Source organism: Herbaspirillum sp. AP02 (assembly GCF_015767275.1).
Lineage (GTDB): Bacteria > Pseudomonadota > Gammaproteobacteria > Burkholderiales > Burkholderiaceae_D > Herbaspirillum.
The window spans coordinates 154819-172608 of record NZ_JADWMY010000010.1 but is presented as its reverse complement, the minus strand read 5'-3'; the positions used below and the strand labels follow the sequence as shown (position 1 = coordinate 172608).

Genomic DNA, 17790 nt, shown 5'->3' with positions numbered 1-17790 from the left:
CCTACGTAAAATAAAAATGGATGACATGCAATCTGAGGAGCGATTCCAGCGGCTGAACTGGCTGGCTGCGGAATTGCTCGACGTACCGGTGTCGTTGGTGGGACTGCTTGCAACCGATACCGTGATTTTTCGCGGAGCAGTAGGCTTGCAAGTCGATGAGACGTCGCGCCCACACGCCTTTTTCAGGCACACGCTGAGGCATGAAGGTATTTTGCTGGTGCCGGATGCCAGTCAGGACATGCGCTTTTATCAAGAATCCTTGGTCGTGACACCGCCGTTCGTCAGGTTCTTTGCCGGTATCCGGCTGTTGTCGTCTGACGGGACGCCTTTCGCCGGTCTCTGTGTCATGGATACCGAACCAAGGATTTTTCGCGCGCGAGAGAAACGTGCCTTCGAGGGGCTGGCAATGATTGCTGCAGACATGCACAAGCTCTACCTGTTGGAGCGTCAGTCCCATTAATGGAAGGGGGGGTATCGCTCGTGGCCCACCCTTTCCCAAGATCGCATTTCGAAATAATTAACCATGTCGCCCAATATTTCGCCGTCCTTGATTGCATCCGTACCGTTGGGGCGGATGGACGATCGTTCGCCTGGACATGATGTATTAGGTAACCCGCTGGACGAGGAAACCGGCTACGCCAGAGGCGAGATCCTCCGGTGCAACGCAGACGAGGCGCAGCGCTTCCAGCATGCGCAGCGATTGAGCGCGGAAAGACTACACCTGTTCGGTGAGGCCTCCATCGGCGTCTTTACCGGTAACGCCAGGGATTTTTTCCTGCGTCATGGAGACATGCGTAACTGGTGTGAAGAGTGGCTCGGTCCGGGTCGCATGGATGCGTCGTTCCAGAACGTGGCGCGCATGCACTTGGGTGCCCCGGTTCATGCCGGAGCAGCTTTGTTGAATAGAACGTCGGCAGGGATCATCGCAGCTTCCGGTGCGCTTGCAAGTGAGGGAAGCATCATTTCTCTTCTCCCGCCATGTTCACGTTCGCACGTCTCGGTACGTCGCGGCGCAGCACTTGCCAGAGCCCGCTTCCACGAGTTCACGGTTGGACAGAACTGGGTCCAGGCAGCCGAGCGTATCAGGCCGGCCCTGGTGATCGTCACTCCGGTCACTTGTGAGCTCGAGATCCTGCGCGACGACACCCTGCTGTACATGATCCAGATCGCCCACTCGGTGGGGGCTGTGGTACTGGTCGACGACGCATATGGAGCGCGATTGCGCCCCGTGATGTGCAATGGTGTATCAGCGATATCGCTGGGCGCCGACCTGGTCATCACCAGTTGCGACAAGGCCGGCATGCACGGGCCGCGAGCGGGGCTGATGGTGGGAAATCCCGCCTTGGTCGCGATGGTGCAGACGCAGGCGCAGCAATGGGGAATGGACGCTCGCGCACCGGCGATGGCTGGCGTGCTCAGGGCTTTGCAGGCCTATACGCCACTGTTGCTGCTCAGTGAAGCGGCGTATGGCCGACGCCTGACGGAGGCGGTGCGCCATGAGTTCGGTGACTGGATCAGGCCGACCCCTCTGGGGCCCTTGCTCAATGCCGAGGCGCTATTGAGTCATCTGCTCATGCTCAAGGACATGGCGGTCGAGTCCTGCCCTTTGGTCCCCTGCGAGGCCAGTGCAGCGGTGGCAATGGTGCTGCTGCGCGATTTCGGCGTCTTGACGGCGCGGACCCATGGCGACCCTGGGGAAACGGCCGCGTTGCATCTCAAGCCGAGCAGCAAGGCCCTGGCACGCGCGGGCGGGGTTGCCGCGGTGGTGCAGGCGCTGCGTGACTCGTTCAACACGGTGGCCGCCATGATCGATCAACCCGATCAGCTCAGAATCCTGCTCTTCGGAAAGGCGAGCCAGTGAGGTTTCGCCGTCCGTTAGTGTCCAGATCAACCAGGAAAATGCCTGCAACGTATTACTACAAAGAGGGGGGGATCAATGCTTTCTTCACTAACGGTCGCTAAAAAACTCGGGCTCGCTTTCTCGTCCATCGTCGTCGTATCGCTGGTTGGAAGTGCTATTTCGCTGATGAGCTTTCGACATCAGGAACAGGTCAATGCCCTGAATCAACATACCTATGAGGTCATCGAAACGGGTGGAGCGATGTTGATCAACATGGTCAACATGGAAACGGGGGTGAGAGGCTATCTGGTGTCGGGCAACGAAAACTTCCTGGCACCCTATCGGCTGGGCAAGGAGAACGTCGACGGTGCGCTTTCCAGGGCAAAATCCCTGACGACGGACAATCCTGTCCAGCAAAATCGGCTGATCGAGTTGCAAGGCCTGCGAAGCAGGATCGAAGACATCGATGGCGAGTTGATCCGACTGCGCGAGAGCGTGAATACGGGGGCCTCAGAGCAGTCGCTGGTCAGCTACTTCTCCGCTGGGCATGACAAGATCATCATGGATCGCTACCGCGAAACGATCAGGCAGTTCGTCGAGGAAGAGCAGGCCCTCTTGTCCGTGCGTCGCGACGACCTGAGTGCATCCAGCCGGATGACAATTTTCGCGCTGCTCGGCTCGGGCGCCTTCATCATCCTGCTGTCGATGGGCGTTGGTTACGTGCTGACCCGTAGTATCTCCAGGGCGTTGGGTGGAGAGCCCGAGGATGCCAAGACGGTAGCCCAGCAGATTGCGGCCGGCAATTTATGCGTCCTTGTCCCGGTCAAGACCGATGATGACCATAGTCTGATGAGCTCATTGGGTAGGATGAAGGATCAGTTGACGGTAACAGTGCGAGGGATTCAGGCCTCAGGGGAATCGATCGCACTGGCCGCCGGAGAGATCGCCACCGGTAATACGGATCTGTCCGAGCGCACCGAAGCGCAAGCCAGCTCCCTTGAGGAGACAGCGTCAAGTCTGGAGGAGCTGACCGCCACCGTGCGCCAGAATTTCGAAAGTGCCAAGCAAGCCAATAACCTGACGATCAATGCTTCCCAGATTGCCGCCAAGGGCGGTGAAGCGGTGGGGAGGGTGGTCGATACCATGTCCGACATTTCCGAGAGCTCGGCCAAGGTGTCGGAGATCATTGCGGTGATCGAAGCCATCGCTTTCCAGACCAATATCCTGGCCTTGAACGCCGCAGTCGAATCCGCGCGGGCGGGAGAGCAGGGTCGCGGCTTTGCGGTCGTGGCCAGCGAGGTGCGGTCTCTGGCCCAGCGTAGCGCTGCTGCGGCCAAGGACGTGAAGGACTTGATCAAGCTTTCTTCGGAGCGGGTGGCGCGAGGAACCCGGCTGGTCGTGGAGGCCGGCGAAGCCATCGATGATACGGTCATTGCAGTTCGTCGCGTTACCGACATCATGCGCGAGATCACGGAAGCTTCGTCGGAGCAGACCATTGGCATCGAGCAGGTGAATCAGGCCGTCCTTCAGATGGACCAGATGACGCAACAGAACGCCGCATTGGTCGAGGAGGTGGCGGCTGGTGCCAAGACCATGGCCGAACAGGCCATCGAGTTGCGGTCTGCCGTGAGCGTATTCAGGCTCGACCAGGCATCGGAGGCAGCTGTATCAGCGCATTCTGCCGCCGGTCATCGGGAAGAGCAGCCGATGTCGTCGGTTCACCCAATGGCCGGCAATTCGTCCGCGCGCATGCGCAACGAAGGGCAGAAAAAGGAAGATGCGCGTCGTCAGGAAGCGCTCGACTGGGAGCTTCTATAGGCCAGTTCGCCCTGGATCGTATTGGTAGATCCAAGCTCGAACGGCATCCGTCCTGAGCGGATATTTTCAGTGGAACAGAGCAGGCTAGGTCCTCAGTCTGCAGCTAACCGGACAAGGTCAATAGCGTGAAGAACCCTCAATTAGGCAAGTTGAAGATCGCGGCAATGCAGCCGCAAGAGATCAGGACCATGATCAGTTCAGTGACCAGGCTGACCGAACAGATGGCCATGCTCACGACTTATTTCGAGCGTGCCGGGGATCGACTGCATGTACAGAAAACGGAAGAACTGGATCAGGCAGTCGAGCGGATCCTGCATGAGCAGTATGGCCTGGATGATGACACCCGTGTCGAATTGGCGTTGGCCATGACGATGATGCGTTCGCTGGGCGCGGAACTCTTCGTCAAGAAGCTGCTCTGGGGCAGCGATGAGCAGGATCGGGGCCTGGCTGCCTCGCTGGCGCAAGTGATCCCCCGATTCGAACTGTTGGTCCAGGAACATCCCATATTGCTCTTGAGCCAGGCCGCGGATTGCCTGGCTGCCATCGAGAAGCTGAAACTTTCCGGAGTCGCCAATGATGGTCGCACGGCGTGAGGCAATGGCGGGCCGCGACCTTTTATTCCCCATCATCCTGCACGGTCCGGGCAAGTACCGACCGTATCCTTGAGGAGGGGCGACTTGCGATGAGTACCATGAATCCGGCCTTGAAATACGCGCACCGTCTGCGTGATCTTGCTCTTCAGGCGAGCGCTGGCGAGGACATGATCGAGAAACTGCACTTTGCGCTTTCCGATGCGAAACTGGCCCTCGGTGGCAGTGCTTGCACCGCCGTGGTCGCCTGTCAGCAGCATCTGCTTTCATTCATGCGCGACACCACAGACGGCGACTCGGCCGTCATGTATAACGCTGTGCTGAATTGGGCGATCAGGGGTCTCGGCCAGGATTGAGCAGGTGCGCGTTCTTGCGCAACAGGTGCGTCAGCGAGACTCCAGGATGTGTAGCCTGAGGATGTCGGTGGCAAGCAAGGCGAGTTCTTCGAGGGCTTGCCGTTCGTGCGAGCGCAATATGCGCGGTTCGGTGTCGATGGCACACAAGGAGCCGAATGCCTTTCCCTCGTACATCAGGCGGATGCCGGCATAGAAGCGGAAAAATGGCGCGGACGTGACCATGGGGTTGTTCATGAAACGGGCGTCTGTCTGCGCATCCGTCACGCAGAACACCCCTGGCTGATTGATCGTGTAGTTACAGAATGCCCACGCGCGTGGCGTCGAGCTCAGATTGACGCCGTGAGCCGATCTGAAGAGCTGGAGCTCCGAGGTCAGGAAGGTGATCAGCGAAATCGGAACGTCCAGCAGTTCACTGACCAGCCAGGTCAGCCGGTCAAAGCGGGCATCGGCTTGCGAGCGTGCATTGACCTCTTCAACAAACCTGGACCGCCCGGCTTCCTCGCCGGTGATCGCATAGGTCGCCGTTCCCGGTTCGTCGCCAGCGGCGGTCGCATCCAGGGCCGGCATGTCCTGGTGCCCGATCAGCGTCATCACCGAGCTCAAGCGTGTCCGGCGATGGCCGCCAGGTGTCTTCCAGGATGCCAGCATTCCGCTCTCCATCCACATCTGGGCGGTGGTGATGGAAACGCCCAACATCTTTGCGGCCTCTCGCGAGGTCATCGCAGGGTCGGAGTTGGACATGTTCGGTCCTCCAAGTGGTGGTGTTGCGCGACCCATCAGTTGATCCCTTGCAGATAGTGTCGATTAAAAGCAATGTTTCAAGTTTTCATATTTCATATATTTATTTTAAAAATAATGGAAATATGAAATTTGATACTTGCTTCATCGTTCAGTGAAGGCAATTAAAAACGTTTTCATGCACCAATCCGCGAATTTGCACGATACGGAGGCATTCGTTCCAGGCCAGTTTTGATGGTTGTTGTTCTGAAAATGCCAAGATAGCAACACTGCTGCCTTATAGAACGCTGACCTAAAATCGGAGGATTGTAACCTACACGATATTTGATTGTTTGACATTGCAATGGCGTTTGATATTAAGGTGACGGAGATCATGGAACGTGTGAAGTTTGACCACAACTCAAGCTGGCCTTGGCTGCGAGATGAGGGATGGACGGCTGTTGTGATCCGACGTCCGGTTGAGATACGTCTGTCAGGGGAGCGGCGCATGGCATGGCGGTCGCCGGGCGGCAGGGACGGATGCCTGCATGCCTTGGATCCGGTTGCCGGATCCAAGCTCGGCGCGCTGTGGGTGGCGTAAGTCCATCTGGAGCATTTGATGCCCTCCAGGCAGGGTCAGCGACAACACACTGAGCCGGAACTCGTGCATGCACATCGCTTCAAGCGGGGATCTGGCCGGATCGGGGCCGGCCAGATGGGTTTACTTTTTGGGAGGGCGGGTCATCGATGAGTATTTCCACTCCTCGGGGAGAAACGTATTGATGTTGTCGATGTACGTCTGGATAAAGCGATTGTCCACATCCATGCCCATCTGTTGATTCAGACGTGAGGCATGGATGTCCGATAGCAGCTTGTGAAAATTCGGGTCATTCCTGGCAATTGCCGTCAGTGTATGCAGAATCGACGTATGTGCCTCCCGGATGGCAATGTCCGTCTCGAGCAGCTTCGTAATCTGGACCAGCATCAGATGCTGCTCCTCGGCGATCCGGGACAGCGCAGCAAGGTCATTTTCCATGATGTAGATAAGAGGGGTGGATGATGGGTCATTTGCGGCAGATCGATGTACTGAAATCATCCCGTCTGGCGCAGCCAGATCGCGGTGAAATCGCCGCTATGTTGCCGAAAAAAGGCCGCGATAGCGCCGGGATCTCCCGTTCTATTCCAGTTTCGAATACGCCTCGCAAAGTGCCAGCAGCGCCGGCATCGAGTCGATATCCGGGCGCTGGTGCAATATCTCCAGTACCTGTGCAATCTGTTTGCGACTCGGAATGATCTCGACGGCACTCTTGTAAATCCAGTTGCGTATCAATCGATGCAATTCGTCCAATGGCAATGCCGCTACCTCGGCGCGCGTGGGTACCCTGACGTTCCTGGGCCATGGGCGAGTCGACTGGTGGGCAATTGCCGCTTCGATGTTTTCCGAGGGGACATTGAAATAATCGTGGGATTGCATCAGGTATCAAGCTCCGGCGTGTTGTCTGAAAATGGTCTGTCATTGGGCGATAAATGAAGAAAGTCCTGTCCGCCTCGCGCAGGATCACATCGACAGTGACTGTGCACCTGCCCAGATGGTGTACGGGGGATGAAGTGGGCGCGACAGGTGTTGATTCCCGCGTAGCCGATACCACTACGGATGGCATTCCGTCTCTCCCTCTCCATTGGATGGCAGCTTATGGGCTCCCCATGGTGCGTCGGCGCTGCAGGATCTTGCTGATCTTTTCATCGAGGGTCGCTGCATTGAATGGTTTGACGATGTAGCCGTCGGCACCTGATTCGGCGGCCAGAACAATGTTCTCCTTCTTTGCCTCGGCGCTCACCATGAGCACGGGGAGACGCAACAATTTCGGGCTTTCCCGGATCTTCTTCAACAGGGTGAGCCCGTCCATGCCCGGCATGTTCCAGTCGGTGATCACGAAGCTGATCGGCAATGCTCCCGATTCCAGGATTTTCAAGGCCGATGTGCCGTCATCGGCATCGGTGGTTTTCAAATACTCCAGTTCCTTGAGTAGTCCGATGATGATGCGACGCATCGTCGAAAAATCATCTACCACCAGAAAGTGTTGATCCGTGCTCACTACCGGCTCCTTTCAGCCTGATGAACGTGTCTTGCTTGCGTTCAGGATTTGAAGTTCAGCGCGTAGCCACCTTGGCCAGCGCGCCTCTGGACACCCAGTCAATTACCGTTGATTGAGATCGGAGATCAAGAGGGATGTCGCCTAAAAGTACAAAATATACAAAAAGTGACCTATCCGCTGTACATAATATGCAAAATATGTAAAATGTGTAAGAACTTTTAAAGACGACTTGCATTCGGGCCAGTTGTTCATGGAAGTTTTTTATCAACCTGATTACGTAACTATCGTGCAAATTCAGGTGCTCTTACGCGGGGAGCTGGCTGATATGGCTGGCACAGACCAATAACGAAAGCTTCAGTAGCAGAGGTGGGGTAGCTCGCAATTGTCGTGGCTGATGGCGACTCGGATGTCCCAGTCCTGGCAAGGCCGTGTTCGAATCCCGACCGCCATTTCATCTGAAAGGAATTCACGTGGCCTTGGTTAAGAAAAACATCTTCAACTCATCTGCCGCCCTCTCGCAGGGCGACGCCGATCGCAAAGTGGGTGTTTCCGCGCGCGATGCGGAGGTGCAGCGCAAGCGTGCTCGCACGCTGGCCAAGCAGCAGCAGGCGGCAGAACGCATTGCTGCGGCCACTGGAGAACTGTCTTCGGGCATCAACGAGGCAGCCTCGGCGGCGGAGCAATTACGCCGCGCCGCCGACCAGATTTCCACGGGAGCGGAGGAAGCCTCCGGAGCGGCCCAGGAATCCACCAGCGCCTTTCATCTGGTGACGGAATCGATCGGCAGTCAGTTGCGGAATGCCGAGACCAGCGAAACCAAGGTCAATGCCTGCCAGATCCTTCTGGCACGAACCTCGGGTGATGTCGCCAATCTGATCGCCAACGTGGCCGTGGCCAGTCAGCGTCAGCTGGGTTCGGTCGTCATGGTGAGCGAACTGGAGGCGCAGGCATCGAACATCGGAGATATCGTCAAGGCCGTTGCCCGCATTGCCGACCAGACCAATCTGCTGGCCCTGAACGCGGCCATCGAGGCGGCGCGTGCCGGCAAGCACGGCAAGGGTTTTGCCGTCGTGGCCGATGAAGTGCGAACCCTGGCGGAAACTTCGGAGCGCAGCGCCAAGCAGATTCAGGACCTGGTCGGTCAGATCCAGCAGGACGTCAAGTCCATTGCCGAAGGCATCAACGATTCCGCCAAGGTTCTGGGCGGGGAGGTAGAGAACGGCAAGGTCATTACCGCGCAGGTCGAACGCATCAGCATCGATTTCCGTGATGTCGCTGCCGGCCTTTCCGACATCGCATCGGGGGCGAAGCAGTCCGACAATGCCGCGCAGCAGGCCATGAAAGGGTCCCAGGACATTGCCGCTGCAGCCTTGCAGCAGGCCGCGGCAGCAGAGGAAACCGCCAAGACCGTCAATGAACAGGCGCAGGCCCTGGCCGAGGCGGAACAGGCAGCACAGGCACTAGCCGAAGTCGCTGAGGATCTCAAGAATTCCACCGATGTGGGCAAGAGCGCCGAAGCGGTTGCCTCCAGCGCCGAACAGCTCTCTGCCGCCGTGGAGGAAATCAATCGCGCCAGTGCACAGATCATGGGGGCGTTGGAGGAAATCAGCAAGGGTACCCAGGTGGCGGCGGCGGCCAGCGAAGAGTCATCGGCCGCGATCGGTCAGATCGAGAAGGGATTGGATGTCGCGCAACAGCGGGCGGTGCAGAGTGGCGACAAGGTCAAGAATATCCAGGCCCTGCTGAGCACCAACAAGGACGATGTCGGCAAACTGATCGAAGGCATCTCCAATTCGGTCAGGACCACCCAGGACAGTATCAAGCAGGTGAAGGATCTGGAGCAGGTCTCGCGTCGCATTGACAAGATTGTCGAAGCGATCACGACAGTCTCGATCCAGACCAACATGTTGGCCGTCAACGGTTCGGTCGAAGCGGCTCGCGCCGGTGAATTCGGTAAGGGCTTCGTCGTGGTGTCGACCGACATTCGCAACCTGGCGCGTGACTCGGCAGAAAATGCCGATCGAATCAAGGACCTGGTCAAGGCGGTGCAGGACCAGATTGCTCTTGTCAGTGCCGACCTGGACGACATCGTGAAGTCAGCGACCGCCGAGGCAGAGAAGGCCAAGATCACCACCGAGAACCTGGTCCTCATCGAGACCGACGTGGCCGAGATCGAGCGGGGTACTGCGGCCGTCCTGGCCGCGGCAAGCGAGATCGCCACTGCCATCGGGCAGGCCAAGAAGGGCGTGGATCAAATTTCCAGCGCGGCACAGGAAGCGGAAAAGGCTACTCGCGAGGCCTCCGGTGCCGCCGAGGAGCAATCGAAGGGAGCGCGTGAACTGGCAGCCGCCATCGAAGAAATCTCCTCGTTGGCGGACGAACTGCAAAGCGCAGTCTAGGGTGTGGCCATGACAAGCGATATGGTCACTAGCAATGAAGTGTCGGATCCGGATGGGCAAGCGGGTCAGGAGCGTGTCACCACGCAGCAGTTCGTGACGTTCGTCGCGGGCGACGAAGTCTTTGCCGTGGACATGGCCCCCGTACAGGAAATCATCCGGTCGCCCGAGGTGGTCCGATTGCCCCTGGCCCCGGCCACGCTGGACGGATTGGCGAACCTGCGGGGGAAGATTCTTCCCATCGTCTCGCTGCGGCGCATCTTCGGTTTTCCCGATCGCGACAAGGACGACGCCACCCGGGCAGTGGTGATCAATGTGGGACAGCCACTGGGGTTCATCGTGGATCGGGTGGCCAGTGTCCTGGATGTGGATGTGGACAAGATCGAAGCCCCACAGGGATTGCAGAGCACCATCGATACCGAGCTGCTGGCGGGGCTGCTCAAGAATGTCGGCGACTATCCGGTGATCATGGTGCTGGACTTCAAGAAGCTGGTACAGCGTGAGTTTGCCCACATCGCCACCGCGGCCAAGAGCGAGGTACGTCTTCACGGCGGCCTTGAAGTGCAGAAACCGGAGGGTGAAGAACGTCAGAACGATGAACTCCAGTTGGTCAGTTTCCGGATCGCTTCCCAGGAGTACGCGATCGATATCGCCGATGTTCAGGAAATCGTGCAGGTGCCGCCCGGGATCATCCGCGTGCCGCATTGTGCGCCTCATGTGGTCGGGGTCATGTCGCTGCGCAACCGACTGCTACCGCTGGTGGATTTACGCCAGATGTTCGGCTTGCCTGTGCAGGTGCTGGATGACAGGTGTCGCATCGTGGTCCTGGCGCACGGAGCCAGTTCCATCGGGGTGGTGGTCGATGGCGTGAGCGAAGTGCTCCGTGTTGCCAAGGAACTGGTCGACCCGCTGCCGGCCTTGCTCGCCAAGGGCGGCGAGATGCCGGAGATCGCCTCCGTGTGCCGGCTGGAGCAGGGCAAGCGCCTGGTCTCGGTCATCACCAGCAAGAACCTTCTTGATCACTCAGCCTTCAAGGATGCCATCAATATCATGAGTGAAGCCAATCTGGACGAAGCCGCGCAAGCCGACGAACTCGACACCACGGTCGACGACGATGAACAGGTGGTGATCTTCCGCTTGGACAAGGAAGAGTTCGGCGTTCCCATTCACAGCGTGCAGGAGATCGTCAGGGTCCCGGAAGAGCTGGTGCACGTTCCGGGTGCACCGGATTTCGTCGAGGGAGTCATCAATCTGCGTGGAAGCGTGCTGCCCGTGGTCGACTTGCGCGCGCGGCTTGGATTGCCCGGGATCGAGCGCAGCGATAGCCAACGCATCATGGTGTTCCTCATTGCCGATGTGCGTACCGGCTTCATCGTGGACCAGGTGGCTGAAGTGCTGCGCATCGCCAGGGACGTAATAGAACCTGCCCCCAGTTTTTCGGGACAGCAAAGTGCGCTGCTGGCGCGCATGGCGAACATGGAAAAGCAAGGTCGAATGGTGCAATTGCTGGAACCTACCCAATTGGTCAACGCCGATGAAATGGCTGGCCTGGCCAGCCTCGGGTAAGTAGAGCCTGCGTTTATTTATGAATTGAGTTCTGGAAATGATCAAACTTCTGATCATTGATGACTCTGCCTTGATGCGGCGTCAGCTGATGCAGATCTTCGAAAAAAAAGAGGAATTCGATATCCGCCTGGGGCGAAATGGGCGGGAGGCTGTCGAACTCAATCGGACTTTTGAGCCCGATGTCGTCACTCTGGATATCAACATGCCGGAAATGGATGGGCTGTCGGCATTGTCGATGATGATGCTCGACAGGCCAGTTGCGGTGGTGATGGTCTCCTCCCTGACCGAACAGGGTGCGCTGGCAAGTTTTGAAGCGATGAACCTGGGAGCGGTCGACTATGTCGCCAAGCCGGGTGGGACGATCTCGCTGTCGATCCACGAGATCGAAGAAGAGCTGGTGAGCAAGGTGAGGGTGGCGGCCAAGGCCAGGATCAGGTCGCGTGGGAATGCGCGCCCGCCAATACGCGCTCCTGCATTGCGAGCGAAGGCTGAAAAGACTGCAAAGGCGGAAAAAACGGAAAAGGCGGAGGGTGGGGCAGGCGATCCGCAACGGCGGGGAGGTGATGGCCTGGTGCTCATTGGTGTTTCTACCGGGGGGCCGAGCACGCTGGAAGAGATCCTGCCCCACCTGAGTGCATCGTTTCCCTGGCCGGTTCTGATTGCCCAGCATATGCCGGCCTCCTTCACCAGGTCTTTCGCAGATCGTCTCAATGGCCTCTGCGCACTGAATGTGACTGAAGTGTCGGCGCCCACTGTGGTCGAAGGCGGCAATGTCTATATCGCCAAAGGCGGCGCGGACATGGTGGTGGTTCGGCGAGGTACGCGGTTGTCGGTGCTCTCCAAGCCGGAGTCACCCTCGCACCTCTGGCATCCCTCGGTGGAGTTGCTGGGCCGCTCGGCGCTGGAACATGTGGACGCAGGCAAATTGATCGGCGTCATGCTGACCGGCATGGGAAACGACGGCGGTTCTGCCTTTCTTGAGATACGTCGCAAGGGGGGGCGCACCATCGCCGAGTCGGAATCTTCGTGTGTGGTCTATGGCATGCCCAAGGATCTGGTCGATCGGGGCGGGGCCAGCATCGTGCTGCCGGCATCGAAAATCGCAACCCAGCTCAACGTCTGGGTGGAACAGTAAAGGAGTAGAACATGGCATTGATCAAGGGGACGCATTCCCTTCCGCCTTCCGGGTCGCCGTCCGGCCGCGATTGCAGCACGTTGCTACAGGAGCTCGCCGCCGACGATGCCTCCGCGCGCCGTTCGGCGGCACGCGAGCTCGTCCACTGCCCGGATGCTTCTGCCGCGTTGCTGCAGAGATTGAAGGTGGAGATCGTACTCTCGGTACGAGAGGTCATCATCACCACCTTGGTCAGGCTGGGCGATCCCGCCGCTGCTGCGGGATTGATCGAATGCCTGCGCAGCGACGATGCGGCCCTGCGCAATGAGGCCATCGACGCCATGAAGCAATTGCCCAATGAGGTCGCGCCGCTGATGCAAGAGTTGCTCGCTGACGGGGACGCCGACATCAGGATCTTCGCCGTCAACGTCCTTGAGTCCATGCGTCATCCCAAGGTCGAGGAATGGCTCACCCAGGTGATCCTTGCCGATCCCCATGTCAATGTCTGTTCGGCAGCGCTGGATTTGCTCAGTGAGGTGGGAACGATGAAGTCCTTTGCGGCAATAAAGCAGGTCAAGGCACGGTTTGCCAACGACCCCTACATCCAGTTCGCTGCCAACTTGGCTCTTGGTCGCTTACGCGAAGAATAAATTCGACATGAATGAGATCGTCATCAGTGAATCCGACTTTCTAAAGTTCAGAGAATATTTCTATCGCAAGACGGGCATCAATTTCGAGGCAACCAAGAGGTACTTTGTCGACAAACGTCTGGTCGAACGCATCGAGGCGACCGGCAGCGTGAGCTTCCGTCATTATTTTTCCCTCCTGCGGTTCGAGGCTGACGGCAAGGAACTGCAGTTGCTGACCAATCTGATGACCGTCAACGAAACCTATTTCCTGCGCGAAAAGTACCAGTTTGATTGTCTCGTCAATTCCATGTTGCCCGAGATCACCGGCATCAAGCGCGACAACGCCCCCATACGGATCTGGTGCATCCCCTGCTCGTCGGGAGAAGAGCCTTATACGCTGGCGATGTACCTGATGGAATACTGGGCAGGCATTGACAAGTGGGATGTGGAAATCATTTCTTCCGACATCGATACCGGGATGCTGCGCAAGGCACAGATCGGCCGCTATTCTGCACGTTCGATCCAGAATGTCCCTGCCGCCTGGAAGAGCAAGTATTTCCGTCGGGAGGGGGATGAACACCAGATCTGCGATGAACTACGCAGCGCCGTGGAGTTCACCCGGGTCAATATCGCCAAGGCGGAAGATACAAGAGGCTATCGCAATTTCGACGTGATCTTCTGCCGCAACCTGCTGATCTATTTTGACGATGTGTCACGCAAGGAGGCGGCCGAGACCTTCTACGAGGCATTGAACCTGAATGGGTTCATCTGCCTGGGACATTCCGAGTCGATGAGCCGGATCTCTTCGCTGTACCGAGTCAGGAAATTTCCCGAAGCCATTGTTTATCAAAAAACTGCGGAGGCCCAATGAAGCGCATCCTGCTTGTCGATGATGCGGCTACGGTGCGCATGTACCATCGCAACATTCTTGAAGCTGCCCATTACGTGGTGGAAGAAGCCGTCAATGGCATCGAGGGCCTGGAAAAGGCATTGCAGCAACCATTTGATCTCTACATCGTGGATATCAACATGCCCAAGCTGGATGGCTATGGTTTTCTGCGCCAGTTGCGGGGGGAGCCGCTGGTCCACGCGCCGGCCATCATGATATCGACCGAGTCCGAAGCCAATGATCGTACCCTCGCCTATCGCGCCGGTGCCAACGATTATCTGGTCAAGCCGGTCACGCCAGCGCAACTTCTGATGCATGTCAGGCTGCTGGTGGGAGAGGCTGAACAATGACTCTTTTGCGTGATCAATTCATCAGCGAGACACGGGATCTGCTGCAGGGCATCAGTGAAAAGCTGATGCAACTGGAGGACGTTCCCGAGGACGTGGAACTGCTGGAATCGCTGTTTCGCATGGTCCACACGCTCAAGGGAAATAGTGGTCTCTTTGATGTGCCGGAGATGACCCGGGTCCTGCACGCGGGCGAAGATCTGATGGATGCAGTCCGGCGCCGGCAGATCAGTTATAGCGAGGTATTGGCCGATCGTCTTCTCGATGCCATGGATTTTGTGGCCGCACTCTGCGATGGCATGGAGAGCGACGAAAGTGGCGGGCCGACGCGAGTACAGGAGGCGCTACAGCTCTCCGCTGCGCTGCGCGAGCTCATCGCAGATGAGGCAGTGGCGGAGGAGCCGGCAGCGAACCATGACATGGGGGCGGGCGCAGTGCCTTCGGCACGGCAGATATTGCCATTGTCGGATATTCCGGAGTCATTGCGCATCGAGGCCTTCCGTGAGGCCCATGCCAAGGGCGAGCTGCATTGGGTCGCCTACCATCCTGCCGGGGACTGTTTTTTCCAGGGCGATGACCCCTTTTACCGTGCCCGCAATACGCCAGGATGCATCTGGGGAGCGATTCAGGTTCCCCCAGCCTGGCCGCCGCTGGTCGAACTCAACGCCTACGATTGTGTCTTGCGCTTCCAGATGCTGGTGGTCGCATCACATGCAGAACTGATGGATTACTACCGCTATGTTCCTGATCAGGTGGCGATCACGTCTCTGGACCCGCCATGCCTGGTCGTTGCGCAGGGCGAGCACGCACATGATGAGGAATCTGCCAGGCTGGTCGAAGTGCTGGTTTCCGCATTCGAAGCGGGTGACCTGGCGCTGCTGCATGACCCTCTCGGAACAGCCCTGCGGACGGCCACACCGGGATCCTGGCTGGCATCAGCCCTGCGGTGGCTGCAACTGGTGGTGCAGGTCGTCCCCGGCGACAGGGAATTGATCAGGAAGCTCATCGGGTCCATGCAGACCATCGTCTCCGAAGGAGAGGGTGACAAGGCGATCCGGCAGCCCCGGGAATCGGGAATGCAAGCCGATCTGTCGATCGAGGAAATCGGCCGGGCAATCGACGAGATATTTGCCATCCAGCAGCAGATATTGCAGTCCGAAGCCAACATGGGATGGCAGGACGGTCGTACCCAGGCGGTCGCGTCGACGTTGATGAACTGCTGCTCTTCCATGGGATGTCTCGATCTGGTCGGTGAGCTGGAAATAGCGCGCCAGCAAGCGTTGCAATTGCGAAGCTGCGAGCCGTTGCTGACCTGGTTGAATACTGGTCGCCGGCCCTTGCCACGCGCCGGCGAAATGACAATGCATCAGGACGAGGTTCCTGCCGTGACCCATGTTGCGCTACCTAATCGGGTCAAGGAGAGTCCGTCCGAGGAGCCGGGCAGAGCAGGTCGGCGTGCCGAGGACAGCATCTCGACACCCCGCAGCGTCAAGGTGGAACAGGTCAAGATAGATCGGCTCATGAACCTGATTGGCGAGATGGTCGTGTCCAAGAACGCTCTTCCATATCTGGCGCAGCGTGCCGAAGACCAGTTCCGCGTCCGTGAACTCTCGCGCGAAATCAAGGCGCAGTACGCGGTGATCAACCGCATCGCCGAGGAAATGCAGGACGCCATCATGCAGGTGCGGATGATGCCGGTATCGGTAGTCTTCCAGCGCTTTCCCCGACTGGTCAGGGATATCTCGCGCAAGCTCGGCAAGGAAGTGCAATTGGTGCTGGAAGGCGAGGAGACGCAAGCCGACAAGAACATCATCGAGGCTCTGGCCGATCCACTCATCCACATCGTGCGCAACAGTCTCGATCATGGTCTCGAAGAGCCAGGGCATCGTCGTAGTGCCGGCAAGCCAGCTATCGGCACCCTCACGATCAGTGCGGCCCATCAGGGCGACCAGGTCGTCATCGTGATCCAGGATGACGGCCGCGGAATCGATCCGGCCCTGGTCAAGCGCAAGGCCTACGAAAAGGGCCTGATCGATGAAGTCCTGCTGGAACGCATGAGTGACCAGGAAGCGGTCAATCTGGTGTTCGCTTCCGGCTTCTCTACGGCAGAAGTCGTCTCCGACCTCTCCGGTCGTGGAGTGGGAATGGATGTGGTGCGCAACGCAGTGGAAAAGATCAATGGCAGCATTTCCTTGCAAAGCATGGTCGGCAAGGGAACTCGTCTGCAGATCTCGCTACCGCTGTCGATGGCCGTCACCAAGGTGATGATCATCGAATCGCACGGTCAGTTGTTCGGCGTGCCGATGGAGCATGTGATGGAGACCGTGCGGATCCCTCGCAGCGCGCTCAATTTCGTGAAGCGAAGCGCGACGATGGTCTTGCGTGGTCACGTCCTCGGGCTCAAGAGCATCAACCAGATGCTCAGCATTCCAGCGGAGCAGAAGACCAATGCCGATGACGAGGTGGCGGTGTTGGTGGTACGTGTCGGCGGGCAGTCAGTGGGGCTGATCATCGATGATTTCAGGGAAGCCATCGATGTGATCCAGAAGCCGCTGGTCGGCATCCTGGGGGGGCTCTCGATGTATTCCGGGTCAGCCTTGATGGGCGATGGCTCGGTGTTGATGGTCTTGAACGCAAGGGAAATGTTCTGATGTCGATTGAGTATATCGAGGATCTGGCGGTGTTTCGGGATGTGGCCTCCGGTGAGGATGCCGAGGCGTTGCTCGGTTGGTTGCAAGACAGGCCGCAGGCGAAATTGGATCTGCGGGACTGTACCCATATCCATCCTGCAACGCTGCAGGTCTTGCTGGCCACGCAGGTGGAAATCCGGGACTGGCCGCAGGAGCTGTCGTTGCGCGGGTGGCTGGCACCGCTGTTTCAGGCGGGACGGCGGTAGGCGTTTGCAGGCAACTGCGGTGGACAAGACGGGTTGCGGAGCGCATTTCAGCAATGGACATGCGTGCGATCTATCCCGACAGAGGGCGCGTTCCTGCTTACGCCAATTGAAGAAACAGGTTTTAGCTCAGAAGGGGAAATGTGATGTCCAAATCTATCTTCCTGGTCGATGACTCGGCCACGATGTTGATGAGTGTGCGCAGCAATCTCGAAATGGCCGGGTTCAAGGTTGAAACCGCCGAGGATGGCGTGAAGGCATTCAAGAAAATGCAGACGGGATACAAACCGGATCTGCTGATTACGGACATCAATATGCCAAATATGGATGGTCTGGAGTTGATTCGTAACGTCAGGGCGCTGCCAGGATGTCGTTTCCTGCCCATCCTTACCCTGACCACCGAGAGCCAGTCGGCCAAGCGCGATGAGGGAAAGAAGGCCGGTGCGACCGGATGGCTGGTCAAGCCGGTGGGAGGGGCCGATCTCTTGAAGATCGTCAGGCAGGTCTTGCCCGGTGCGTGATTCTGGCAAGTTTGTTGC

18 protein-coding genes are annotated in these 17790 nt (G+C 58.2%); 14 read left to right on the top strand and 4 right to left on the bottom strand.

All coding sequences use genetic code 11. The features are described from left to right. The first annotated feature begins 16 nt into the window (after positions 1-16). The 5 genes from I5R65_RS19370 (at position 17) to I5R65_RS19350 (ending at position 4604) form a co-directional block, all read left to right on the top strand. Complete coding sequence (locus tag I5R65_RS19370) at positions 17-460, top strand: GAF domain-containing protein (protein ID WP_180670516.1); 444 nt, start codon at positions 17-19, stop codon at positions 458-460. A 63-nt stretch (positions 461-523) separates the two neighbouring features. After that, positions 524-1861, top strand: a complete 1338-nt coding sequence (locus I5R65_RS19365; RefSeq protein ID WP_180670514.1) for a selenocysteine synthase — start codon at positions 524-526, stop codon at positions 1859-1861. Between the two features lie 75 nt (positions 1862-1936). Further along, a complete protein-coding gene (locus I5R65_RS19360) occupies positions 1937-3658 on the top strand; it encodes a methyl-accepting chemotaxis protein (protein WP_180670512.1) in 1722 nt (573 codons plus the stop codon). A 125-nt stretch (positions 3659-3783) separates the two neighbouring features. Further along, on the top strand, positions 3784-4251 hold the full coding sequence (locus I5R65_RS19355) for a hypothetical protein (protein ID WP_196872206.1): 468 nt from the start codon (positions 3784-3786) through the stop codon (positions 4249-4251). Between the two features lie 89 nt (positions 4252-4340). Continuing rightward, complete coding sequence (locus I5R65_RS19350) at positions 4341-4604, top strand: hypothetical protein (RefSeq protein WP_180670508.1); 264 nt, start codon at positions 4341-4343, stop codon at positions 4602-4604. A 30-nt stretch (positions 4605-4634) separates the two neighbouring features. Here the strand turns inward: I5R65_RS19350 and I5R65_RS19345 are convergent, their stop codons facing one another. From I5R65_RS19345 to I5R65_RS19330, 4 genes are all read right to left on the bottom strand, one after another. Continuing rightward, on the bottom strand, positions 4635-5345 hold the full coding sequence (locus I5R65_RS19345) for a GAF domain-containing protein (RefSeq protein WP_180670506.1): 711 nt from the start codon (positions 5343-5345) through the stop codon (positions 4635-4637). A gap of 697 nt (positions 5346-6042) precedes the next feature. After that, entirely contained in the window at positions 6043-6417 is a 375-nt protein-coding gene (locus I5R65_RS19340) for a hypothetical protein (RefSeq protein WP_180670504.1), read from the bottom strand. A gap of 81 nt (positions 6418-6498) precedes the next feature. After that, positions 6499-6795: a hypothetical protein gene (locus I5R65_RS19335; RefSeq protein ID WP_180670502.1), complete on the bottom strand. Its 297-nt coding sequence runs from the start codon at positions 6793-6795 to the stop codon at positions 6499-6501. 217 nt (positions 6796-7012) lie between these two features. Beyond that, positions 7013-7417: a response regulator gene (locus I5R65_RS19330; protein ID WP_180670500.1), complete on the bottom strand. Its 405-nt coding sequence runs from the start codon at positions 7415-7417 to the stop codon at positions 7013-7015. A 470-nt stretch (positions 7418-7887) separates the two neighbouring features. On the opposite strand from I5R65_RS19330, the gene I5R65_RS19325 reads away from it, so the two are divergent. The 9 genes from I5R65_RS19325 to I5R65_RS19285 all read left to right on the top strand — a co-directional run bounded on the left by I5R65_RS19325 (position 7888) and on the right by I5R65_RS19285 (position 17772). Continuing rightward, positions 7888-9816, top strand: a complete 1929-nt coding sequence (locus I5R65_RS19325; protein WP_180670498.1) for a methyl-accepting chemotaxis protein — start codon at positions 7888-7890, stop codon at positions 9814-9816. Between the two features lie 21 nt (positions 9817-9837). Further along, positions 9838-11379 carry a chemotaxis protein CheW gene (locus tag I5R65_RS19320; protein WP_231395250.1) on the top strand — a complete coding sequence of 514 codons (1542 nt, stop codon included), beginning with the start codon at positions 9838-9840 and terminating at the stop codon, positions 11377-11379. A 37-nt stretch (positions 11380-11416) separates the two neighbouring features. Then, positions 11417-12514 (top strand): chemotaxis-specific protein-glutamate methyltransferase CheB, encoded by a 1098-nt coding sequence (cheB, locus tag I5R65_RS19315; RefSeq protein ID WP_180670494.1) that lies wholly within the window; start codon positions 11417-11419, stop codon positions 12512-12514. An 11-nt stretch (positions 12515-12525) separates the two neighbouring features. Further along, on the top strand, positions 12526-13143 hold the full coding sequence (locus I5R65_RS19310) for a HEAT repeat domain-containing protein (protein WP_180670492.1): 618 nt from the start codon (positions 12526-12528) through the stop codon (positions 13141-13143). Positions 13144-13150: 7 nt separating this feature from the next. After that, positions 13151-13993, top strand: coding sequence for a protein-glutamate O-methyltransferase CheR (locus I5R65_RS19305; protein ID WP_180670490.1), 843 nt, complete (start codon positions 13151-13153; stop codon positions 13991-13993). Further along, positions 13990-14361 (top strand): response regulator transcription factor, encoded by a 372-nt coding sequence (locus tag I5R65_RS19300; RefSeq protein ID WP_180670488.1) that lies wholly within the window; start codon positions 13990-13992, stop codon positions 14359-14361. Before I5R65_RS19305 ends, I5R65_RS19300 begins: the two co-directional genes overlap by 4 nt. After that, the gene (locus I5R65_RS19295; RefSeq protein WP_180670486.1) at positions 14358-17009 is read left to right on the top strand and encodes a chemotaxis protein CheA; all 2652 of its coding nucleotides are present in this window, start codon (positions 14358-14360) and stop codon (positions 17007-17009) included. The genes I5R65_RS19300 and I5R65_RS19295 overlap by 4 nt, the downstream gene beginning before the upstream one ends. Continuing rightward, positions 17009-17254 (top strand): hypothetical protein, encoded by a 246-nt coding sequence (locus I5R65_RS19290; RefSeq protein ID WP_180670484.1) that lies wholly within the window; start codon positions 17009-17011, stop codon positions 17252-17254. Before I5R65_RS19295 ends, I5R65_RS19290 begins: the two co-directional genes overlap by 1 nt. Positions 17255-17397: 143 nt before the next feature. Beyond that, on the top strand, positions 17398-17772 hold the full coding sequence (locus I5R65_RS19285) for a response regulator (RefSeq protein WP_180670482.1): 375 nt from the start codon (positions 17398-17400) through the stop codon (positions 17770-17772). The last annotated feature ends 18 nt before the right edge of the window (positions 17773-17790 follow it).

Bases quoted from the DNA above. Each gene is read 5' to 3' on its own strand.
- I5R65_RS19370 (WP_180670516.1), top strand. From the start codon at position 17: ATGGATGACATGCAATCTGAGGAGCGATTCCAGCGGCTGAACTGGCTG.
- I5R65_RS19365 (WP_180670514.1), top strand. From the start codon at position 524: ATGTCGCCCAATATTTCGCCGTCCTTGATTGCATCCGTACCGTTGGGG.
- I5R65_RS19360 (WP_180670512.1), top strand. From the start codon at position 1,937: ATGCTTTCTTCACTAACGGTCGCTAAAAAACTCGGGCTCGCTTTCTCG.
- I5R65_RS19350 (WP_180670508.1), top strand. From the start codon at position 4,341: ATGAGTACCATGAATCCGGCCTTGAAATACGCGCACCGTCTGCGTGAT.
- I5R65_RS19345 (WP_180670506.1), bottom strand. From the start codon at position 5,345: ATGTCCAACTCCGACCCTGCGATGACCTCGCGAGAGGCCGCAAAGATG.
- I5R65_RS19340 (WP_180670504.1), bottom strand. From the start codon at position 6,417: ATGATTTCAGTACATCGATCTGCCGCAAATGACCCATCATCCACCCCT.
- I5R65_RS19335 (WP_180670502.1), bottom strand. From the start codon at position 6,795: ATGCAATCCCACGATTATTTCAATGTCCCCTCGGAAAACATCGAAGCG.
- I5R65_RS19320 (WP_231395250.1), top strand. From the start codon at position 9,838: ATGGTCACTAGCAATGAAGTGTCGGATCCGGATGGGCAAGCGGGTCAG.
- cheB (WP_180670494.1), top strand. From the start codon at position 11,417: ATGATCAAACTTCTGATCATTGATGACTCTGCCTTGATGCGGCGTCAG.
- I5R65_RS19310 (WP_180670492.1), top strand. From the start codon at position 12,526: ATGGCATTGATCAAGGGGACGCATTCCCTTCCGCCTTCCGGGTCGCCG.
- I5R65_RS19305 (WP_180670490.1), top strand. From the start codon at position 13,151: ATGAATGAGATCGTCATCAGTGAATCCGACTTTCTAAAGTTCAGAGAA.
- I5R65_RS19300 (WP_180670488.1), top strand. From the start codon at position 13,990: ATGAAGCGCATCCTGCTTGTCGATGATGCGGCTACGGTGCGCATGTAC.
- I5R65_RS19295 (WP_180670486.1), top strand. From the start codon at position 14,358: ATGACTCTTTTGCGTGATCAATTCATCAGCGAGACACGGGATCTGCTG.
- I5R65_RS19290 (WP_180670484.1), top strand. From the start codon at position 17,009: ATGTCGATTGAGTATATCGAGGATCTGGCGGTGTTTCGGGATGTGGCC.
- I5R65_RS19285 (WP_180670482.1), top strand. From the start codon at position 17,398: ATGTCCAAATCTATCTTCCTGGTCGATGACTCGGCCACGATGTTGATG.